The 18,485-nt window shown below is 54.7% G+C and carries 17 protein-coding genes; 3 read left to right on the forward strand and 14 right to left on the reverse strand.

The features are described 5' to 3' along the window. Window positions 1-297: 297 nt before the first annotated feature. Window positions 298-1,188 carry a cysteine synthase CysM gene (cysM, locus tag ACJJH9_RS13155; RefSeq protein WP_444923046.1) on the reverse strand — a complete coding sequence of 297 codons (891 nt, stop codon included), beginning with the start codon at window positions 1,186-1,188 and terminating at the stop codon, window positions 298-300. 288 nt (window positions 1,189-1,476) lie between these two features. On the opposite strand from cysM, the gene ACJJH9_RS13160 reads away from it, so the two are divergent. Continuing rightward, window positions 1,477-4,242, forward strand: coding sequence for a response regulator (locus ACJJH9_RS13160; protein WP_444923047.1), 2,766 nt, complete (start codon window positions 1,477-1,479; stop codon window positions 4,240-4,242). Window positions 4,243-4,277: 35 nt separating this feature from the next. On the opposite strand, the gene acpS is transcribed toward ACJJH9_RS13160, so the two are convergent. The 8 genes from acpS to ACJJH9_RS13200 form a co-directional block, all read right to left on the reverse strand. Next, entirely contained in the window at window positions 4,278-4,667 is a 390-nt protein-coding gene (gene acpS / locus ACJJH9_RS13165) for a holo-ACP synthase (protein WP_444923048.1), read from the reverse strand. Beyond that, the gene (gene recO / locus ACJJH9_RS13170; protein WP_444923049.1) at window positions 4,664-5,413 is read right to left on the reverse strand and encodes a DNA repair protein RecO; all 750 of its coding nucleotides are present in this window, start codon (window positions 5,411-5,413) and stop codon (window positions 4,664-4,666) included. Before recO ends, acpS begins: the two co-directional genes overlap by 4 nt. Window positions 5,414-5,437: 24 nt before the next feature. Further along, complete coding sequence (era, locus tag ACJJH9_RS13175) at window positions 5,438-6,337, reverse strand: GTPase Era (protein WP_444889771.1); 900 nt, start codon at window positions 6,335-6,337, stop codon at window positions 5,438-5,440. A gap of 113 nt (window positions 6,338-6,450) precedes the next feature. After that, a complete protein-coding gene (gene rnc / locus ACJJH9_RS13180) occupies window positions 6,451-7,131 on the reverse strand; it encodes a ribonuclease III (RefSeq protein WP_444923050.1) in 681 nt (226 codons plus the stop codon). Then, window positions 7,124-7,564, reverse strand: coding sequence for a DUF4845 domain-containing protein (locus ACJJH9_RS13185; protein WP_444923051.1), 441 nt, complete (start codon window positions 7,562-7,564; stop codon window positions 7,124-7,126). Before ACJJH9_RS13185 ends, rnc begins: the two co-directional genes overlap by 8 nt. 48 nt (window positions 7,565-7,612) lie before the next feature. Beyond that, window positions 7,613-8,380, reverse strand: coding sequence for a signal peptidase I (gene lepB, locus ACJJH9_RS13190; RefSeq protein WP_252082555.1), 768 nt, complete (start codon window positions 8,378-8,380; stop codon window positions 7,613-7,615). 43 nt (window positions 8,381-8,423) lie between these two features. Then, window positions 8,424-10,229 carry a translation elongation factor 4 gene (lepA, locus tag ACJJH9_RS13195; RefSeq protein ID WP_252082557.1) on the reverse strand — a complete coding sequence of 602 codons (1,806 nt, stop codon included), beginning with the start codon at window positions 10,227-10,229 and terminating at the stop codon, window positions 8,424-8,426. 133 nt (window positions 10,230-10,362) lie between these two features. Continuing rightward, window positions 10,363-11,757 carry a Do family serine endopeptidase gene (locus ACJJH9_RS13200; RefSeq protein ID WP_444923052.1) on the reverse strand — a complete coding sequence of 465 codons (1,395 nt, stop codon included), beginning with the start codon at window positions 11,755-11,757 and terminating at the stop codon, window positions 10,363-10,365. Window positions 11,758-11,932: 175 nt separating this feature from the next. On the opposite strand from ACJJH9_RS13200, the gene mpaA reads away from it, so the two are divergent. Beyond that, a complete protein-coding gene (mpaA, locus tag ACJJH9_RS13205; RefSeq protein WP_444923053.1) occupies window positions 11,933-12,637 on the forward strand; it encodes a murein tripeptide amidase MpaA in 705 nt (234 codons plus the stop codon). On the opposite strand, the gene ycjG is transcribed toward mpaA, so the two are convergent. From ycjG to rpoE, 5 genes are all read right to left on the reverse strand, one after another. Beyond that, window positions 12,625-13,572, reverse strand: a complete 948-nt coding sequence (gene ycjG / locus ACJJH9_RS13210) for an L-Ala-D/L-Glu epimerase (protein ID WP_444923054.1) — start codon at window positions 13,570-13,572, stop codon at window positions 12,625-12,627. The genes mpaA and ycjG overlap by 13 nt on opposite strands. A 44-nt stretch (window positions 13,573-13,616) precedes the next feature. Beyond that, the gene (locus ACJJH9_RS13215; RefSeq protein ID WP_444923055.1) at window positions 13,617-14,069 is read right to left on the reverse strand and encodes a SoxR reducing system RseC family protein; all 453 of its coding nucleotides are present in this window, start codon (window positions 14,067-14,069) and stop codon (window positions 13,617-13,619) included. A gap of 5 nt (window positions 14,070-14,074) precedes the next feature. Further along, window positions 14,075-15,250: a MucB/RseB family sigma factor regulatory protein gene (locus tag ACJJH9_RS13220; protein WP_444923056.1), complete on the reverse strand. Its 1,176-nt coding sequence runs from the start codon at window positions 15,248-15,250 to the stop codon at window positions 14,075-14,077. 1 nt (window position 15,251) lies between these two features. Beyond that, on the reverse strand, window positions 15,252-15,956 hold the full coding sequence (locus ACJJH9_RS13225) for a sigma-E factor negative regulatory protein (RefSeq protein WP_252082571.1): 705 nt from the start codon (window positions 15,954-15,956) through the stop codon (window positions 15,252-15,254). Window positions 15,957-16,073: 117 nt separating this feature from the next. Then, window positions 16,074-16,688, reverse strand: coding sequence for an RNA polymerase sigma factor RpoE (gene rpoE, locus ACJJH9_RS13230; protein WP_226647383.1), 615 nt, complete (start codon window positions 16,686-16,688; stop codon window positions 16,074-16,076). Window positions 16,689-16,866: 178 nt separating this feature from the next. Between rpoE and nadB the strand changes: the two genes are divergently transcribed. Continuing rightward, window positions 16,867-18,474, forward strand: a complete 1,608-nt coding sequence (nadB, locus tag ACJJH9_RS13235; protein ID WP_444923057.1) for an L-aspartate oxidase — start codon at window positions 16,867-16,869, stop codon at window positions 18,472-18,474. Window positions 18,475-18,485: the final 11 nt, after the last annotated feature.

Consider the following 18,485-nt stretch of genomic DNA (forward strand, 5'->3'; position numbering starts at 1 on the left):
AAAATCAGCTTCTATTACAGCCTTTTTAGTGAAAGCCTATTCATTAGCCACATAAAGAGAGTTTTAAGCCCTCACCTGCCGCCCACAGCTAAGTAATGGTCTTTGTTTTAATAAAACAATCTACGCACTGACAATCTTAAACTGAGGACACGCTTAAAATCAGAGCATCAAAAAAATAAAAGTCGGAGAGAGAAAATATCAAATATACGCAGATAGATTGGCAGGCATATAAAAATTCACACTAAAGTCGGGGGCAACAAAAAATCTGCACACCCGACTGTGCCTTTTTTCCCAGCCTTACTGATTGAACAATCCCGAGGATAAATAGCGATCACCGCGGTCACAGATGATTGCCACAATTATCGCATTCTCCACTTGACTGGAAAGGCGCAGTGCTCCGGCAACCGCTCCGCCGGAAGAAACACCACAGAAGATGCCCTCTTCACGCGCCAGCCTACGTGTCATTTCCTCCGCTTCCCGCTGATCCATATCGATAACGAGATCCACTTCCTCTGGGACAAAAATTTTTGGTAGGTAAGCCTGTGGCCATCGGCGAATTCCGGGAATACTGGAACCATCGGTTGGCTGCAGACCCACAATCTGAATCTCCGGCTTCTGCTCTTTCAGAAAGCGGCCGCAGCCCATTATGGTACCTGTGGTCCCCATAGAAGAGACAAAATGAGTAATTTCCCCAGCGGTCTGCTGCCAAATTTCGGGCCCGGTACCCTCGTAATGGGCCAGAGGATTATCCGTATTGGCAAATTGATTGAGCACAAGGCCACGACCTTCGGTCTGCATTTGAAGAGCCAGATCCCGAGCACCTTCCATTCCCTCCTCCGCGCTGACCAAAATCAGCTCGGCACCGTATGCTGTCATAGAGGCCTTACGTTCTGCGGTAGCACTGTCCGGCATAATCAGGATCATACGATAACCTTTAATGGCAGCTGCCATTGCCAGTGCGATACCCGTATTGCCGCTGGTAGCTTCTATCAAGGTATCCCCTGGTTTAATCTGCCCTCTTGCCTCGGCGCGGTTGATCATTGATAGCGCCGGGCGATCTTTTACAGAACCGGCCGGATTATTACCTTCCAGCTTGAGCAAAATCGTATTGCTGGTATCACCGGGGAGGCGTTGCAGCTTGATCAGTGGCGTATTACCTACGCAGTCAGCAATCGTTGGGTAATCCATAGTACCTTGAGTCCAGACATATTGCGGCCGCACAGTGTACCCGATGCACCCTCTCGGGCTAAATACCGACTATTTTGGTGGACTATATAGTCGAGTTATTACAAATATCAAAAAAATCGCAAAGCAGAAACTTTTACCCAGAGCAGCCCGTATAGGAGTGCGCCTCCTCTCGCATAGGGGTAAAATGGGGAAAAAATAATCGCACAAGACCCTTGATTTCTCATGGCCCCAAATAATACAGACCCTTCCATGCCGGCTCCTTCAGAGCTCCGCTCGTTGCGTTCAACTATGTTTCGCTTCACGGTTGCGCCAGCGCTGATTTTGGCCATGACTCTAGCCCTAGTGTTCACACTGCAACAAATGCATGATCGCCGTCAGCTCTTACTCAGCCACGGACGGGCAAGTGCCGAGCAACTGGCCGAGTTAATTGAAATGAGTGGCGGCCACCCTTTCGATCTGCGTATGGAATGGTTACGCAAGAGCCTTCTGGCACTGATGTTGGAAAAGGACATGGTGCGCTCGGTGCATATTTATTCCACTGAGGAAAGTAAAAAAATCTCACTGGATAGATCCACTGGGCTGGGGCTTCTGGCCAGTGTGGGCCCACGACCACGCACTCCGCTTACAAACCACCAACTCAATCAGCGCGAAGCTTTTATTTTTGAAGATGATGAAACCCTACAGGTATTACAGCCATTAAAGGGGGACATCACCACCTGCTGGATTAGTATCGAGCTACACCGACCCTATTTTCTTGTGGGCACCTATCAAGTATTACTCGTGGGCTTGGTGGGCTTAATTATTTGCACCTTGGCCGCCCTAGCTTGGTCGGTGATTTTATCTGAGCGTTTTGCTCACAGCCTGGTACGCATGGGACAGGTGTTACAAGCCATGGGGCGCGGTGAGTTTGACCGCCGCATTCACGAGATAGAGAACCGCGAACTCGCACAACTGGCCAATCAGATTAACGAGATGGGTGAGAGTCTTGCCAATTACCAGCGGGACTATAAATCGAACATGCTGCAGAGCATGGACGATCTACGCCAGTCTCTCGACAGTATGGAAGAGCAAAATATCGAATTGGACCTGGCACGCAAAAGGGCCCAGGAGGCGAGCCGTATCAAGTCGACCTTCCTTGCCAATACCAGCCATGAAATCCGCACACCATTAAACGGCATTATCGGGTTTACTAATTTATTGCTTAAAACCGAGATCGATGAGCTACAACAGGACTACCTGCAAACCATTCTGCGCTCCTCAGAAAACCTGCTCACCACAATTAACGATATCCTGGATTTTTCTCGAATCGAGTCCGGCAATTTGGTGCTCGACCATATCCCTATGGACCTGGGGCAGCTGCTTGAGGAGACCCTGCAAATCCTTGCCCCTTATGCCTATGAGCATCACCTGGAACTGGTGCCACTGATTGACCCACAATTGCCTGCCACCCTGGTGGGCGATCCTCTACGTACAAAGCAAATATTTACCAACTTGCTCGGTAACGCCGTGCGCAGTTCCGAGAATGGTAATATCCCGGTACGCCTCATTGTACAGAGTAATAAGGACTCTGAACTGGTATTGCGAATCAGTGTTACCGACCTGGGAAATCGCATTGATGAGCCCGGCCGCCGCGAGCTGGAACAAATTCTCAACGCTAAAACACCACAACATTCGCAGCAGATCAGCGCCAACGGACTCGGTATCTCTATCGCTCGCAGCCTCGTCGAGCGCATGCGCGGTTGCACGGGTATGGAAGTAGCTGCGAATGGTGCCAGCACCTGCTGGGTGGAGCTGACCCTGGTGCCGGAACGCAACCGCGGCATTCCGCCACGGGTGCTTTTCCCAGACTGCCGCATACTGATTGCTGACCCCAATGAATTGACCCGCTCCCAGGTTGCTCAACTGCTCAAACAGTGGCAGGTTGAACCCATTGAACTTGCCGATACCGATACTCTGCATCCAGCAATTGAACAAATGTGGCGGCACGATGCGCTGCCAGATGCGGTGATTATCGATACCGCCATCGCCAAGGGAGACTTCGATAGCTTCAGCATGAAGGTACAGTCCCTGGTCGATGCCTATCAATGCCGGGTAATCGTACTCGGTGCCCCAGCAGAGCTGCGCCGCTGCTATGAGCAGCTGCGCACCCGCACCTTAACTTTCCTTGGCAAGCCGGTAACCCGCGAGAACCTGCTTCGCGCACTGAAAAGAGCCGTCCCCCAACAGAGCCAGCCTCGCCCCAGTAATGGTGCCGTACCCGCCCTCCCCTGGCCCGCGCCACCGCGTGTCCTGGCCGTGGATGATCACGCCGCTAACCGGCGCCTGGTCGGCGAGTTACTGCGCGCCCAGGGTGTAGAAGTGGTGATCGCCGCCAGTGGAGAGGAAGCCTTACTACATTGGCAGCAAAGCACGTTCGACTTGGTCTTCATGGATATCCAGATGCCCGGTATGGACGGTATTGAAGTCACCCGCTGTATCCGCGAACGAGAGACCGGCCGCCGCACGCCCATTATTGCACTCACTGCCCATGTGGGAGCCGAGGAGAAGGCGAGGCTACTGTCCGCAGGGCTAGACGACTACCTGAGCAAACCAGTGAGCGAAGCCCAGTTGTCCCATATGATCAAGCGCTGGCTCAAAATTATCACTCCACAAGTGGTAGAAAAATTGAGCCCAAACCAGATGCGCCTGGTGGATATCGGCGAGAGTCTAAACCTGGCAAATGGCGATGCAAAACTGGCCAGGGATATGCTGCAAATGCTCGTGGATGGGTTGATAACCGATGAACGGGAACTGGAGCGACTACAGGGTCTAGGTGACATAAAAGGTATGTTTGAGTTGACCCACCGCATGCACGGCGGCTGCTGTTATTGTGGCGTATCACGCCTACGAGAGGCCACTTGTGTGTTACAGGAGGAGTTACGCATTCAGCAAAATCAGGAAAATCCCCAGCTCGATCGCCGCAAATTGGATAGGGCACTCAGGGAAATTCGCGCCCTGCGAGAATGGGCCTCGGAGCAGGATCTCGACACACTGTTTGGGTTGGAGGTTGCCTGACTCACAGTGAATTAAGGCCGGGGAGATGCTCCGGCCTAACTGCAGGCTTCAAAAATCACGAACGCCAGGGCTGCATCCTTTTCATCGGAAAGGGAGAGGTGTATCACCTCCACTCCCATCGCCTGAGCCCGCCTCTGCGCTCCACCCCGCAGCAGCACCTGCGGAGCTGCACCCTGGCGCCGGCGCACTTCAATATCCTGCCAGGAAACACCTTCTCCAATACCAGTACCTAGAGCTTTACCCACCGCTTCTTTAGCAGCAAAGCGCTTGCACAAATAGGCCGCTCTATTGGGCTCGGCAAGATCGGCAAAATCACAGCGTTCGCCACCACTCAATATACGCTCAACGAAACGATCACCATGGCGGCGCCAAACTGACTCGATACGGCTGTAATTGCAAATGTCGGTACCGATGCTAACAATCATTTCCCGTAAACCTGTTTAAATAACTCGCGGCTCTGCAAGGGCTTCTCCCCCAGTAATGTGCGCAACAAAATACGGGTTAAACGCTTTGCCGGGCCCAATACTTCTGCCGGCCACTTGCCAGACTCTTTAGCCCGCAGTATCCCCAGCAGCTCTGAACCAAAAAACTCCCACTCACGCAGAGCAGTGGCACCCTGCCTGTGCACCGGCACAAAGCCCACCTCCAATTCCAACCTGTAGCTGCCGGCCTCACTCACAACGCCCTGACTCTGCACACAATAATCCAACGGTGGGCAACTACCCAACTCCGCGAGCAGCTGTAATTCGAAACTGCGCAGTGGTCCTTCCAACTCTGCACTGTCCGTACCGCCCAGATCTGATAGCTCCTGCAGTAGACGCTGATAGGTGGCAAACAGACCTATGTGCGCCTCACCCTCCGGTAACAAGCGCACCATCAACTCATTGGCGTAGAGCCCGCCATAGACAGCACGCCCCTTAAGCCAGAGTGGAACTCCAACATTCTCCACGGGCCCGAGGGTTTTCAGGGATCCAGCACCGAGCAGAGTAACTAATAGAGGCGTAAAAGGTTGCAGCGCCTGCTGGCGCCGCTGCTTGTCCCTCCGCGCACCGCGGGCAACACAACCAATACGGCCATGGTTTGGAGTAAATAACTCAAGAATCAGGCTGGAGTCGCGATAGGGCCGGGCGTGGAGAATGTACGCCGGCTGCGCCGGCGGTGGTGTATTCATGGCGGACGAGTCAGGGGAAGAGGGTTACTCGTCCCGATAGCCGAGACTGCGTAGGGCACGCTCGTCATCAGACCAGCCGGACTTCACCTTAACCCACAAATTCAGCATTATCTTGCTATCGAACAGGCGCTCCATATCTTCACGAGCCTGGCTGCCAATCTGCTTGATACGTTCACCCTTGTTGCCGATGATAATGCGCTTCTGCCCCGATCTCTCCACCAGGATCGCCGCGCTGATATGCAGAATCTTCCCTTCCTGTTTGAACTCCTCAACCTCAACAGTGACCTGGTAGGGCACTTCCGCACCCAGCTGACGCATAATTTTTTCACGCACAATCTCTGCGGCGAGGAAGCGTGAACTGCGATCAGTAACTTGATCCTCTGGGAAGAAGTGTTGCCCCTCTGGCAAATGCTTGAGGATTACCTCTTCTAAGGAATCGAGGTTGACGTTGCGCAGTGCCGAGATCGGCACAATTTCAGCCTTAGGGTGCTGTTCCGCCAAAGCCTGCAGCTGAGGCAGCAGATCACTCTTATCCTCCAGCTGATCGACTTTATTGACGGCGATAATCAACGGACACTTGAGACCGCGCAACTTATCGGCCACCAGCTGGTCTCCCTCACTCCAGCGGGTGCGCTCCACGACAAACACCACCACATCTACATCCCGCGCCGCACTGGAAGCCGCACGGTTCATATAGCGGTTGATGGCCTTTTCCTGATCCGAATGCAGGCCGGGTGTGTCCACAAAAATAACCTGATTGGGGCCATCGGTTTTAATACCGAGCATGTTGTGGCGGGTTGTCTGGGGCTTGCGTGAAGTAATCGCCAGCTTCTGGCCCAGCAAATGGTTAAGCAGCGTGGACTTTCCCACATTGGGGCGGCCGACGATCGCTACATAGCCGCAGCGAGAGGGTTGTTCACTCAAGAAGTTTCTCCGAAAGGGTTGAAGTGCCCAGCGAAACCGGGCTCTGCTCGCCCCCGCACACAGGGGCTATCTGTCCGAGCCGGGCGATAAACCGCTGCGCTCTAATTGTAAGGTTAGTCCTGCCCAGTGAGGCGCTTATAAGCCTCTATCGCAGCAGTTTTCTCTGCGGCGCGGCGACTATTGGCCTCGCCGCGAACCGGCTGGGCCAAACCACTAACCCGGCATTCTACGATAAAGTGCTGGGCGTGCTCAGCACCGGACACATCCACGACTGAATACTCAGGCAGTGGCTTTTTACGGGCCTGCAGCCATTCCTGCAAGCGGGTTTTGGGGTCTTTCACCGTCTCCAGTGACAGTTCCTGCAGCCGTGGTGCAAACCATGCCAGCACTCTAGCGCGCGCTGCCTCCAGACCGGCATCAAGATAGATAGCACCGATCAGGGCCTCCACCGCATCAGCCAGGATAGAGGCACGGCGAAAGCCGCCGCTTTTCATCTCACCCTCGCCCAGGCGTAAGCAGTCGCCAATATCCAGCTCTCGCGCCAGCTTGGCTAGGGTTTCACCACTGACCAGTTGCGCGCGCAAACGGCTCAGCTGGCCCTCGCGACCCTGGGGAAATTGCTCATAGAGTGCGGCACCAATAGTAAAGCCGAGAATGGAATCGCCGAGAAATTCCAAACGCTCGTTGTTACGGCTGCCGTGGGATCGGTGTGTAAGCGCCAACTCCAAAAGAGTGCCTTGTTCAAATTTGTGGCCAAGGCGCTGGCAGAGGCGCTCCAGTAAAAGGTCAGTCACGTTTGCGGAATTGCTCCAGATCTATAAAAGGATCACAACAAAGCTCAGGCTTGGCCGTATTGAGCTGTTTGTTAAATTTCATCACGACATCCACGTTATAAATCAGCGGCTGACGCAACTCGTAATTAATACTGACCACAGTACTTTTCGCGCCACGCACCACCTGCAATGCTTTAGTGGGCTCTCCGCGCACATTATTGATCAGAAAGAAACGGCCCAGCTCTTTCTTGATCTGGCCGGTCGACATATTTTCCAGCTCCGGGTTCTCACCCAGAGTTCTCAGTGCCTCACTCACATAACGCGCATCCACGTAGGCTGGGGCCATTTTAGAAACACAGGTAAGGGCAAAGCCCAACACCGCAATAACCAACAACCAACCCCAGTAACTCATGCCGCGCTGACGCTTTAGTGAAACCCGGATAACACTACTCATTACCTTTGCCCTCAATCCATATCGCCGGCACAACGCCGGCCATTTTCGTTATTGGATAGAGCCTACACGTTTAAAGCTGGGCAAACTGAGCCAGTTGTCCCAGTGCATCCAAATAGCAAAGGCTTTACCCACTACGTCACGCTCAGGGACAAAGCCCCATGCACGGCTGTCGAGGCTGTTATCGCGGTTGTCACCCATCATAAAGTAATGGCCTTCCGGAACTACACCACTAAAGTTACCGTACTGACTGGCAGGGATATTTTTTTGCATTAAATGGCGCTTGCCATAGAGATTTTCCCACAATATTTCCTGTCTCGGATTTACCGGGGGCATCGCCTGAATCAGCTCCTGAGGCGCCAGCTCACCGTTGACATAGAGCACATTGTTTTTCAGCTCAATTTTGTCACCGGGAAGGCCAATAACCCGCTTGATAAAGTAGGTATCATTCATGTGCGGTGGGAAAAACACCATCACGTCGCCGCGCTGAGGTTCGCCGATATCTACTACTTTTTTACGGGAGACCGGCAAGCGCAAGCCGTACTCATACTTATTGACCAGAATAAAATCACCAACCTGAAGGGTTGGGATCATGGAGCCAGAGGGAATCTGGAAAGGCTCGACAATAAAAGAACGCAACACAAAAACGATTGCCAGGATTGGGAAGAACGACTTTGCGTACTCCACAACCACTGGATCCTCTTGCTTGCCCCCACCTTCTTTTTTGCGGCGACGGGCAAAAAACAGGCTGTCTACCAGCCAGATACCGCCACTGATAACGACTAACCAGAGCAGAATCAGAGGTAAATTAATATCCATTATGTATCTCTATTTTCCTTGAAGCCAATAGCGGACCTAGCCGCTATTGATCCACCTTCAGCACGGCCAGGAAGGCCTCTTGTGGCACTTCCACTCGACCGAGCTGTTTCATACGGCGCTTACCCGCTTTCTGCTTTTCAAGCAGTTTTTTCTTACGAGTGACATCGCCACCATAACATTTTGCAGTCACATTCTTGCGCAGAGCCTTTACGGTGGTACGGGCCACCACTTGGCCACCAATAGCCGCCTGAATTGCCACATCGAACATCTGCCGGGGAATCAATTCTTTCATTTTTTCCGCCATGGCACGCCCCTTCTGCTGGGCATTCTCACGGTGCACGATCAGCGCCAGGGCATCGACTCGATCCCCGTTAATGAGGATATCCAGACGCACCAGTTTTGCCGCTTCGAAGCGCACAAAGCTGTAATCCAGGGAAGCAAAGCCACGGCTCACCGACTTGAGGCGGTCGAAGAAATCCATCACCACTTCACTCATGGGTAGCTCATAGCGCAGGGATACTTGGGAACCCACGTACTGCATATCTTTCTGAATACCGCGCTTCTCCACGCAGAGAGTAATCACGTTGCCCAGATATTCCTGCGGTACCAGGATATTCACCTCGGCAATAGGCTCACGCATCTCCTCAATGTTACCCACATCCGGCAGGCGCGATGGGTTATCCACCATCACCACTTCGCCGTCGGTCTGCTCAACCTCATACACCACAGTTGGCGCGGTGGTGATCAAGTCGAGATCATACTCGCGCTCCAAACGCTCCTGGATAATCTCCATGTGCAGCATACCGAGGAAGCCGCAGCGGAAACCAAAGCCGAGCGCATCAGAGGTCTCAGGCTCATAGAACAAAGAGGCATCGTTAAGAGAAAGCTTCTCCAGCGCATCGCGGAAGCCTTCGTAGTCGTCGGAGCTAACCGGGAACAAACCCGCGTAAACCTGTGGTTTGACCTTCTGGAAGCCCGGCAGCATTTCGATTTCATCGGCGCCTTTGGCGTGGGTCAGGGTATCGCCCACTGGCGCGCCATGGATATCCTTGATGCCAGCCACAACAAAACCCACTTCACCGGCACGCAGCACACCAGTTTCTTTGCGCTTGGGGGTAAAGATACCGACGTTGTCCACCACATGGGGGCGACCAATCGACTTGGTGACAATCTTGTCTTTGGTTTTTAGGGTGCCCTGCACCACTCGTACCAGGGACACAACGCCCAAATAGCTATCGAACCAAGAGTCGATGATTAGGGCCTGTAGCGGAGCATCCACATCACCCTCGGGTGGTGGAACCTGACGCACCAGATCCTCAAGGACATCCTCTACACCCAGACCGGACTTGGCGCTGCAACGGGTCGCATCAGCTGCATCGATGCCGATGATTTCCTCAATTTCCTCAGCGACTTTATCCGGGTCCGCTTGGGGCAAGTCCATCTTGTTTAGTACCGGGATAACCTCCAGGCCCTGCTCAATCGCCGTATAACAGTTGGCCACTGACTGGGCCTCGACACCTTGTGCGGCATCCACTACCAACAGCGCCCCTTCACAGGCTGCCAGGGAGCGGGATACCTCGTAGGAGAAGTCCACGTGTCCCGGGGTATCGATAAAGTTCAACTGATAGGTCTTACCATCCCGCGCTTTGTAGTCGAGCGTTACACTCTGCGCCTTGATGGTAATACCGCGCTCGCGCTCCAACTCCATGCTGTCGAGCACCTGGGCTTCCATTTCGCGGTCTGAGAGCCCACCGCAATCCTGAATAAAGCGGTCCGCCAGGGTAGATTTCCCGTGGTCGATATGGGCAATAATGGAGAAATTGCGGATATGTGAGAGATCTGTGGCCACTGCGGAATAAAAACCCTTGAAAAATCAAATGATTAGCTGACGGAGCTGCCAGCTGTGTGGCGCAAGTCTAACAGAACTCCCGAGCAGAGGTGAGAGGCAGGTGACCCAATGGGCCACCATTTGCCTCTTGTACTTAGCTTTCGATCTTAATTGTGCGGAAAGTTGACTGGCCAGCTCGGAAAAAGCGGATCGGCAATAGCTCATCTTTGGGGAGGTCATCGACCACCGTTTCGTAATCGCTGATATCAGTCACTTCCTCAAAGCCCAGCTGGGCGATGATATCACCGCTACGCAGACCCGCCTTTGCACCTGGCTTGCCGGGAATAACCTGGCGTACAAGCACTCCAGTATCTACATTCCAACGCTGCTTCATACCCTCCGGGATTTCCTCGACAACCACACCGAGGGGGCCACCCATTCTGGATGCCGGCTGATTGGACGCCTGGCTGGGCTCTTCATCAGAACCCGGAAGAGAACCGACAACCACCTGTAGCTTTTCGGTTCTGCCCTTGCGCATCAGCTCCACGGGAACCTCGGTGCCGGGGCGAACCTGACCTACTACATGTGGCAGGTCTCCATGTACACCAATCTTGCGACCATCAAAACGGATAATTACATCTCCAGGTTTAATACCGGCCTCAGCCGCAGGAGTACCTGGACTCACCTGCTCCACTAGCGCACCAGAAGGTTTACCGAGCCCCATGGCTTCAGCCATATCACGGTCCACGTTACGGATACCAACGCCGAGCCAGCCGCGATCCACACGGCCCTTCTCTTTCAACTGGGCAACCACATCCTGGGCCAGGCTCGCCGGGATAGCGAAAGACAAGCCTATGGATCCGCCGCTACGGGTATAAATCTGGGAGTTGATCCCCACTACCCGCCCATCGAGATTAAACAACGGCCCACCGGAGTTGCCAGGGTTGATGGCTACATCGGTCTGAATGAATGGCACATAGTTTTCGCGGCTTTCATTGGGGATACTGCGCCCCATAGCACTCACGATACCGGCACTGGCGGAGTAATCGAGGCCGAATGGAGAGCCGATCGCGACCACCCATTCACCTACCTGCAACTCCTCTGAGTCCCCCCAGCGCACTGCCGAAAGGTCATCGGCTTCGATCTTGAGCAGGGCAAGATCCGAGCGCTCATCGGTGCCTATCACCTTCGCCTCGTATTCGCGGCGATCGGTTAGCGTAACTCTCACCTCATCTGCACCATCGACCACATGGTTGTTGGTCACGATATAACCATCTTCAGAAATGATGAAACCTGAGCCCATGCTGGCCACTGGGCGCTGACGACGGCGTGGCTCGATCAGGTGACGGAAAATATCGGGGATTTCCTGCTGATACTGCGGCGAGTTGTTGCCGCGAGCCACCCGGCTGCGATCCACCGTGTTGATCTTAACCACCGCAGGAGAGTTTTCCTCTATCAATTCGGTAAGTTCTGGCAGTCCGCGCGCACTAGCAGCGCCGGAAACCAAGAGACAGAGTACCAAGAGATATTGTGTACAGCGTTTAACCATAGGTTTGTTACCCCTAGTGTTCCCTTCTAATATGAAACCATTGGAATTTGAATCCCTTCCAGGGCATGCCTCGACGGAATGGCTCCGGCCCCTTTAGGGACATTCAGTAACGATTTAGTGGCTGTATAGCCACGAAAGTTCTGCCGCCTAATGTAAATCTGTGTAAAGGCCAGCGATGTCCAAACTGCGCCCACGCCCACAGCGAGGCCAATTCCACCTCCCCAAAGAACTGTACGGATACAGTGCCCTGGGCGCACCACTTTTTTATTTTCCCGCTCAATCCGGCCACAAACCGGGCCTGGTGATGGCCGGCACCCACGGCGATGAAGTCGCAGCAGTGGTAGCACTCTCTTGTGCATTGCGCTCACTGGCGACGAACCAGCTCAAACACCATGTGATACTGGCGGTAAATCCCGATGGTTGCCAGTTGGGTACCCGCTGCAATGCAAACGGCGTGGATCTGAACCGCAACTTTGCCACAGAGAACTGGGACGGCGGCGGCAATGTTTACCGCTGGAATAGCGCAGCAGATGCCCGTGATGTCCAACTCGGTACCGGCAACAGGCCCGCCTCCGAGAGCGAAACCTCCGCGTTATCCCAGTTGATTACCAAACTGGCGCCCCCTTGGACGGTATCCATCCACGAGCCCCTGGGCTGCGTGGAAGACCCCGACAAAACTGCACTGGGAGCCTGGTTGGCCGAAGGTATGCAGCTGCCACTGGTCGAACAACTAGGCTACCAAACACCGGGTTCTTTCGGTACCTGGTGCGCCGAGCGCGCCCTGCCCTGTATCACCGTGGAGTTTCCACCAATCTCCGCCGATGCAGCCAGTGAAGAATATCTGGATATACTGATCGGCCTGATTACTTACGACCAATAAACCCTGCCAGCAGTAAAGCGCAGTGGGGGCTCGGCATCTCTCGCCAGCCAGGTGGGGCCATCCAAATCCAGGTAGCGCGCCTTTGACCCCAGAGGCCAAGCTGCACGTATTGCCCGCGAGGTACACAACATACAACCGAGCATCAGCTCAAAACCCTGCGCGGATGCCTCCTTCGCCAGAGCCTCAGCCTCACGAATCCCCCCGGTCTTATCGAGCTTAATATTGACCATCTCATAGCGCCCCTTCAGGCGCGGCAGGTCAGCTCGGGTATGGCAGCTCTCATCGGCACAGATAGGAAGTGGATGGGGAAATGTGGAGAGAAATTCATCGTCGTCCGCAGGCAAGGGTTGCTCCAGCATGGCAACCCCCAACTCCGCCAACTGCTGACAGCGTTCGATCAGAGTGATGCTCTGCCAGGCTTCATTGGCATCAATCACCATCTGGGCACTGGGCGCAGCGGCACGTACGGCCGCCACCCGCTCACAGACCAGATGATCATCCAGCTTGAGCTTTAACACTTGTACTCCATGGGATACCGCATTGTCCGCGGCCATAGCCATGGCCTCCGGGCTGTCGATCACCAAAGTCTGTACGGTGGGCAGGGAATCGGGGCCGGCAAAGGGCACATTATTGTACTTCGCCTCCCAGTCAGCCAGCGCGCAGTCGAGGGCATTGCGCGCGGCGCCAGCGGGCAATCGCGATGCCAAAGCACTTCGCTTCAAACCGGCAGCCAGCTCGGAAAGCAAGGGTTCCAGCTGCTGCACAACCGATTCAGGGCTTTCGCCATAGCGGGCATAAGGGGTGCACTCTCCAATACCCACGCGGCCTTCCAGCTTTACCTCTACAACGACGACTTCTGCTTCAGTGCGAGCTCCGCGGGAGATAACAAAGGCCGTGCGCAGGGGCCAGCGCTCTATATAGCAGCGGGCCAACATGGAAAGACTCCGATTAAACCTTGGAGTTATCAGTTTAGGTTCTGTTATGAATGCCCGCTGCTGGGCTCTATGCGCAATAGCACCGGGGTATAAGTGGGATTGGCAGCTTGGCGGCGACTGTACCAACGCACGCCGAGAGCACCGCCCAGCAGGCCCAGTAGCGCGCCTATAACGGCGCCAGCCTCAGCGAAAAGATAGTCCCCCAATAGTGCGACAAGCACCAGGGAAACCAGGGGTAGCAAATAAACCAGCAGGGTACTGCTGGTAAGGGCACTCTCAGTAATGACGATTACGGCGGTATCATTCAGGGAAATTTTATCGGCCGGGTAGCCGTTAAGAACTGCTCTCACTCGCGTAGAAGAAGAAAAAAAGTCACCAAGTAGACCAGTACCGCAGCCAGACTTGGCCTCACAATTATTGCAGGCGCTGCGCTGGATTGTTTCAACCCAGACAGCGTCGGATTCTATGGCGACAATACGGCCGCGCTCTTCAAGCACGGCTCTCAGCCTTTTTCAGCAATAGAACTGGCTACTCTGCGCGCCGTGGCATCGGGGATTTCCCCAACGACAGTAACGGTATAAGCGACGCCATTGACTTCCATTCGGTCCATATAGGCCACTGTCGCACCGCGTATGGCTCTGCCTTTAAAATCCTTTAGCTCAGGTCCAAGGCGTTGCACAAACACGGTAAATACGCCTAACCCATCACTAAAGACCATCATATCGCCATCGGAAAGGGGTTTCACCGATACCACCTTGAAACCTTCCGGCAGCCAGCGCACTTGCCAGCGACTCTGGGAGGATTCGCAGCTAGTTCGATTATCAACCCGTCGCGCATTATTGGAGACCGCCTCCAGGGCACCATCCTCTACCGGCGACAAGTCTAGCTGAACAAACTGGTAGCGCTCCAACACTCGGCCCTGTGTGCTCACCAACATAGTTTTAAGGGGCAGGCCGGTTTCCCGGTCTAAGCTGACCACCAGCCCGAGCCGGTAGCGATCCCGCGGCCTGGCCTCGATCACTACTGCATCGCGGTCGGCAATACGCTCCTCGCCACGCAAAATAAACTGGTAGGCGCGCTGAACTTGTTGCTGTCCCACCGCATTCCATAGGGTAGCCCGAGCACTGGGCGAAACACCGTAGTCACAATTGCTGCTGCTACCGTGGCTGATCAATTCTCGCGGCTCGCCACTGAGGTAGCGCACACGCTCTACCTGTTCTCCGTCGCGGACCGCGTGTACCACCTGCAGGGTTTCAAGCATGCCGGCGTGCTCAAAGGTGACCAGCCCGCTGTATTCCAGCTCGGCAACCGCCTTGGCAAGCTTGGCCAGCCACTGTTCTACCTCATTACCGGCAACCGCTACAGACACAGCACCAGGACTGGTCAGAGCTTCCGCAGAGAGCACTGTGGGGTCGACAGCCGGAGGTTCCGGGTTGGCGGTAGTCTGGGCATCCTGTTCACTGCTCGGGTTTGTCACCTCAACAGCAGAAGCTGCCGCCTGGGTGCTGGCCATATCGAGGTTTACGATACTGGGCGCACTGGGTTGGATAGCATTATCGGTGCTGGCTGTCTCCTGGGCGATCACCAGTGGCGCCAGCAGTGAGGTGGCCAGTAAGAGGTTACTGGCCCTGCGAATTCCAATACGGATAAGACTCCCCCTGAAAACGGCTTTCGTCACGCTACATACCAACTTGTTCGCCGTAGGTCGCGCGGGCAAAAGGCACCATGCCCTGGCTGCCGACATGCGCGGCCTGTTCTGAGTGTTGCATCATTACGCGGTTCAGATGGCGCATCAGCTCCGGTGTTGGCACCTGCTGAATCACCTGCTGGCCAACCACACCGCGCTGCTCGGGTACAAAGCTCGGAGTGGCTGTGCTCACTGAACGGGTAGATGGTGCCGGCACATAAAAACCGGACGGCTGCGGGGCAGATTGCACTACCGGCTGTGCCGGGCGCTCAACCTCTGCCATCAATTCCACACCCTGACCCTGCACAGGACTCTGCTGTGTATCGGTAATCTGTTGAACCCCAAGAATTGCAGCAAATGCTACAGTGGCCGCTACCGCACCGCGTGAAAGCGGACGCCACCAACGGTTATTAATCAACCCATTGGCCGCCACGGCACCACCACTCCCCGTTTGCGACAAGGGTTCTTCGAGATCAATTGCCGCAGAGATGTTTGCAGCGAGACTGCTGTTCACAGGGGCAACCTGTTCGCGGCGCATTACACTCGCCGCAAGTTGGTAGCGTGACCAGCGCTCACCCAACTCTTCAGAAGCCGAAGAGGCTTTTAACAGCCGCTGCAACTCCAACTCGCTGACTTCGCCATCCATAAGCGCCGAGAGCGACTCGTTGAGACGTTCCTGATGATTCCCGTGGGACATAGGGGTTAACCCTCTTGTGCAATCATTTATTCGGTGCCCACACGCACCATAGTTGGTATGAGATAAGACCGGGCTCTCGGCGGTTGGTTTCCCCAGTTGGGAAAATTTTCCGCAATTTTAACCCCGGTCACCCAGTGTTTCCGGCTCACCGGCCATCACGGCCTGGACTGTCCGGTCAATAGCTTCCCGTGCACGAAAAATTCTCGAACGCACTGTGCCTACCGGGCATCCCATTACCTCGGCGATCTCCTCATAGCTCAGTCCCTCAAGCTCTCTCAGCGTAACCGCTGAACGCAGATCCTCTGGCAGTGCGCGAATGGCGCGATGCACCGCAGATTCAAGCTGGTCACGAAACATCTGGTTCTCAGGTGTTTCGTTATCCCGCAACAGATCGGCGCCGGAGTAGAACTCGGCATCCTCAAGATCCACATCGGAAGACGGGGGCCTGCGGCTACGGGAAACCAAATGATTTTTAGCGGTATTAATCGCAATCCGGTACATCCATGTGTAAAAAGCGCTGTCGCCACGGAAATTGGCGAGCGCCCTGTAGGCCTTAATAAAAGCCTCCTGAGTGACATCCTGTACCTCACTGTGGTCCTTGATGAATCTGCTGACCACAGCAACAATTTTGTGTTGATACTTGAGTACTAACAGGTCAAAAGCGCGTTTATCTCCCTTTTGAACCCGCTCCACCAGCTCACGGTCACTCGTTGACGCCTGATGCGCTGTCATCCCCAACTCCCATATCCAGCCACACTGCGGGCACCACAACGATTTACTGAGGGGCTGCCGGCGCAGGCGTTTCTTTTACTGTGTTGAAGACACTGACAATAGGACATAAGTTCCACGTCAAATCGACGAATAATCAGGAGGCGCTATACTACGCGACCCTTAAAGATAAATGAAATCTATGAATGCCCCGGTAAACTACGACGTTCTCGTCATCGGCAGCGGCGCCGCTGGCCTCACCCTGGCCCTGCATCTCTCCGCCAAATACCGCGTAGCCTTGCTTTCCAAGCAGCGTCTGCAGGACGGTTCCACCTGGTTCGCCCAGGGGGGCATCGCGGCAGTGTTAGACGATATGGATTCGGTGGAGTCACATATTGCAGACACATTAGACGCGGGTGCCGGACTCTGCCACCCATCGTCTGTCCACTTCACGGTAGAAGAGAGCACCGCAGCCATTCGCTGGCTGATTGACCAGGGCGTGAGTTTCACCCGCGAGGGCGAGGACTACCACCTGACAAAAGAAGGTGGGCACAGCCATCGCCGTATCATTCACAGCGCCGACTCCACGGGCAAAGCCGTACATAGCACCTTGCTGGTGAAAGTGCTCAACAGCCCCAATATTGACTGCTTTGAACATCACGTCGCCATTGATTTAATACGCCAACCGGACCCCGAGAAAGGGCGTTTTCGCTGTGCTGGCGCCTATGTGCTGAATAAAAATACTGAAGAAGTCGAGCTATTGCAGGCCAAGGCGGTGATCCTCGCCACCGGTGGTGCCAGCAAGGCCTATCTGTATACCAGTAATCCAGATGGTGCCAGCGGCGACGGCATTGCCATGGCTTGGCGCGCCGGCTGCCGGGTGGCTAATATGGAATTCAACCAATTCCACCCCACCTGCCTCTACCACCCCAAGGCTAAAGCCCTGCTGGTTACAGAAGCCCTGCGCGGCGAGGGAGCACAGTTGAAACTGCCCGATGGCGGCCGCTTTATGGAACGCTTTGATAAACGCGGTGAACTAGCCCCCAGGGACATCGTCGCCCGTGCCATTGACCATGAAATGAAACGCCTTGGTGCCGACTGCCTCTATTTGGATATCTCCCACAAAGATTCCACCTTTGTACGTGAGCACTTCCCCACCGTGTATAGCAACTGCCTGAAATACGGCATAGATATCACCAAAGAGCCCATCCCGGTGGTGCCTGCCGCCCACTATACCTGCGGTGGAATTATGGTAGATCAACACGGTTGCACCGACCTGGACCAACTCTATGCCATCGGGGAAACCACTTTTACCGGCCTTCATGGCGCCAATCGCCTAGCTAGTAACTCCCTATTGGAATGCCTGGTATACGCCCGTTCTGCGGCCTTACACATCGACGAACATCTTGACTCGGTGCAAGCACCGCGCAAGGCGCCGGAGTGGGACGCCTCGCGAGTTACGGACTCTGATGAAGACGTTGTGATATCCCACAACTGGGATGAGCTGCGGCGCTTTATGTGGGACTACGTGGGAATCGTGCGCACCCGCAAGCGCCTGTTGCGCGCTCAGCACAGAGTAAAACTCCTGCAGCGGGAAATTCGCGAGTTTTATGCCAATTACCGCATCACGAATGATCTAGTGGAACTACGCAATCTGGCCTTGGTTTCCGATTTGATCATCCGCTCGGCTCTGGACCGCCGCGAGAGTCGGGGCCTGCACTACTCTCTCGATTATCCAGATCTCAGAGAGCTGGCCATGGATACGGTGCTGGTACCGGAAAACTACGCCAATCAGAGGCAATTTATCTGAACACAGGGGTA

The organism is Microbulbifer mixtoriginis (SeqCode), assembly GCF_052466715.1.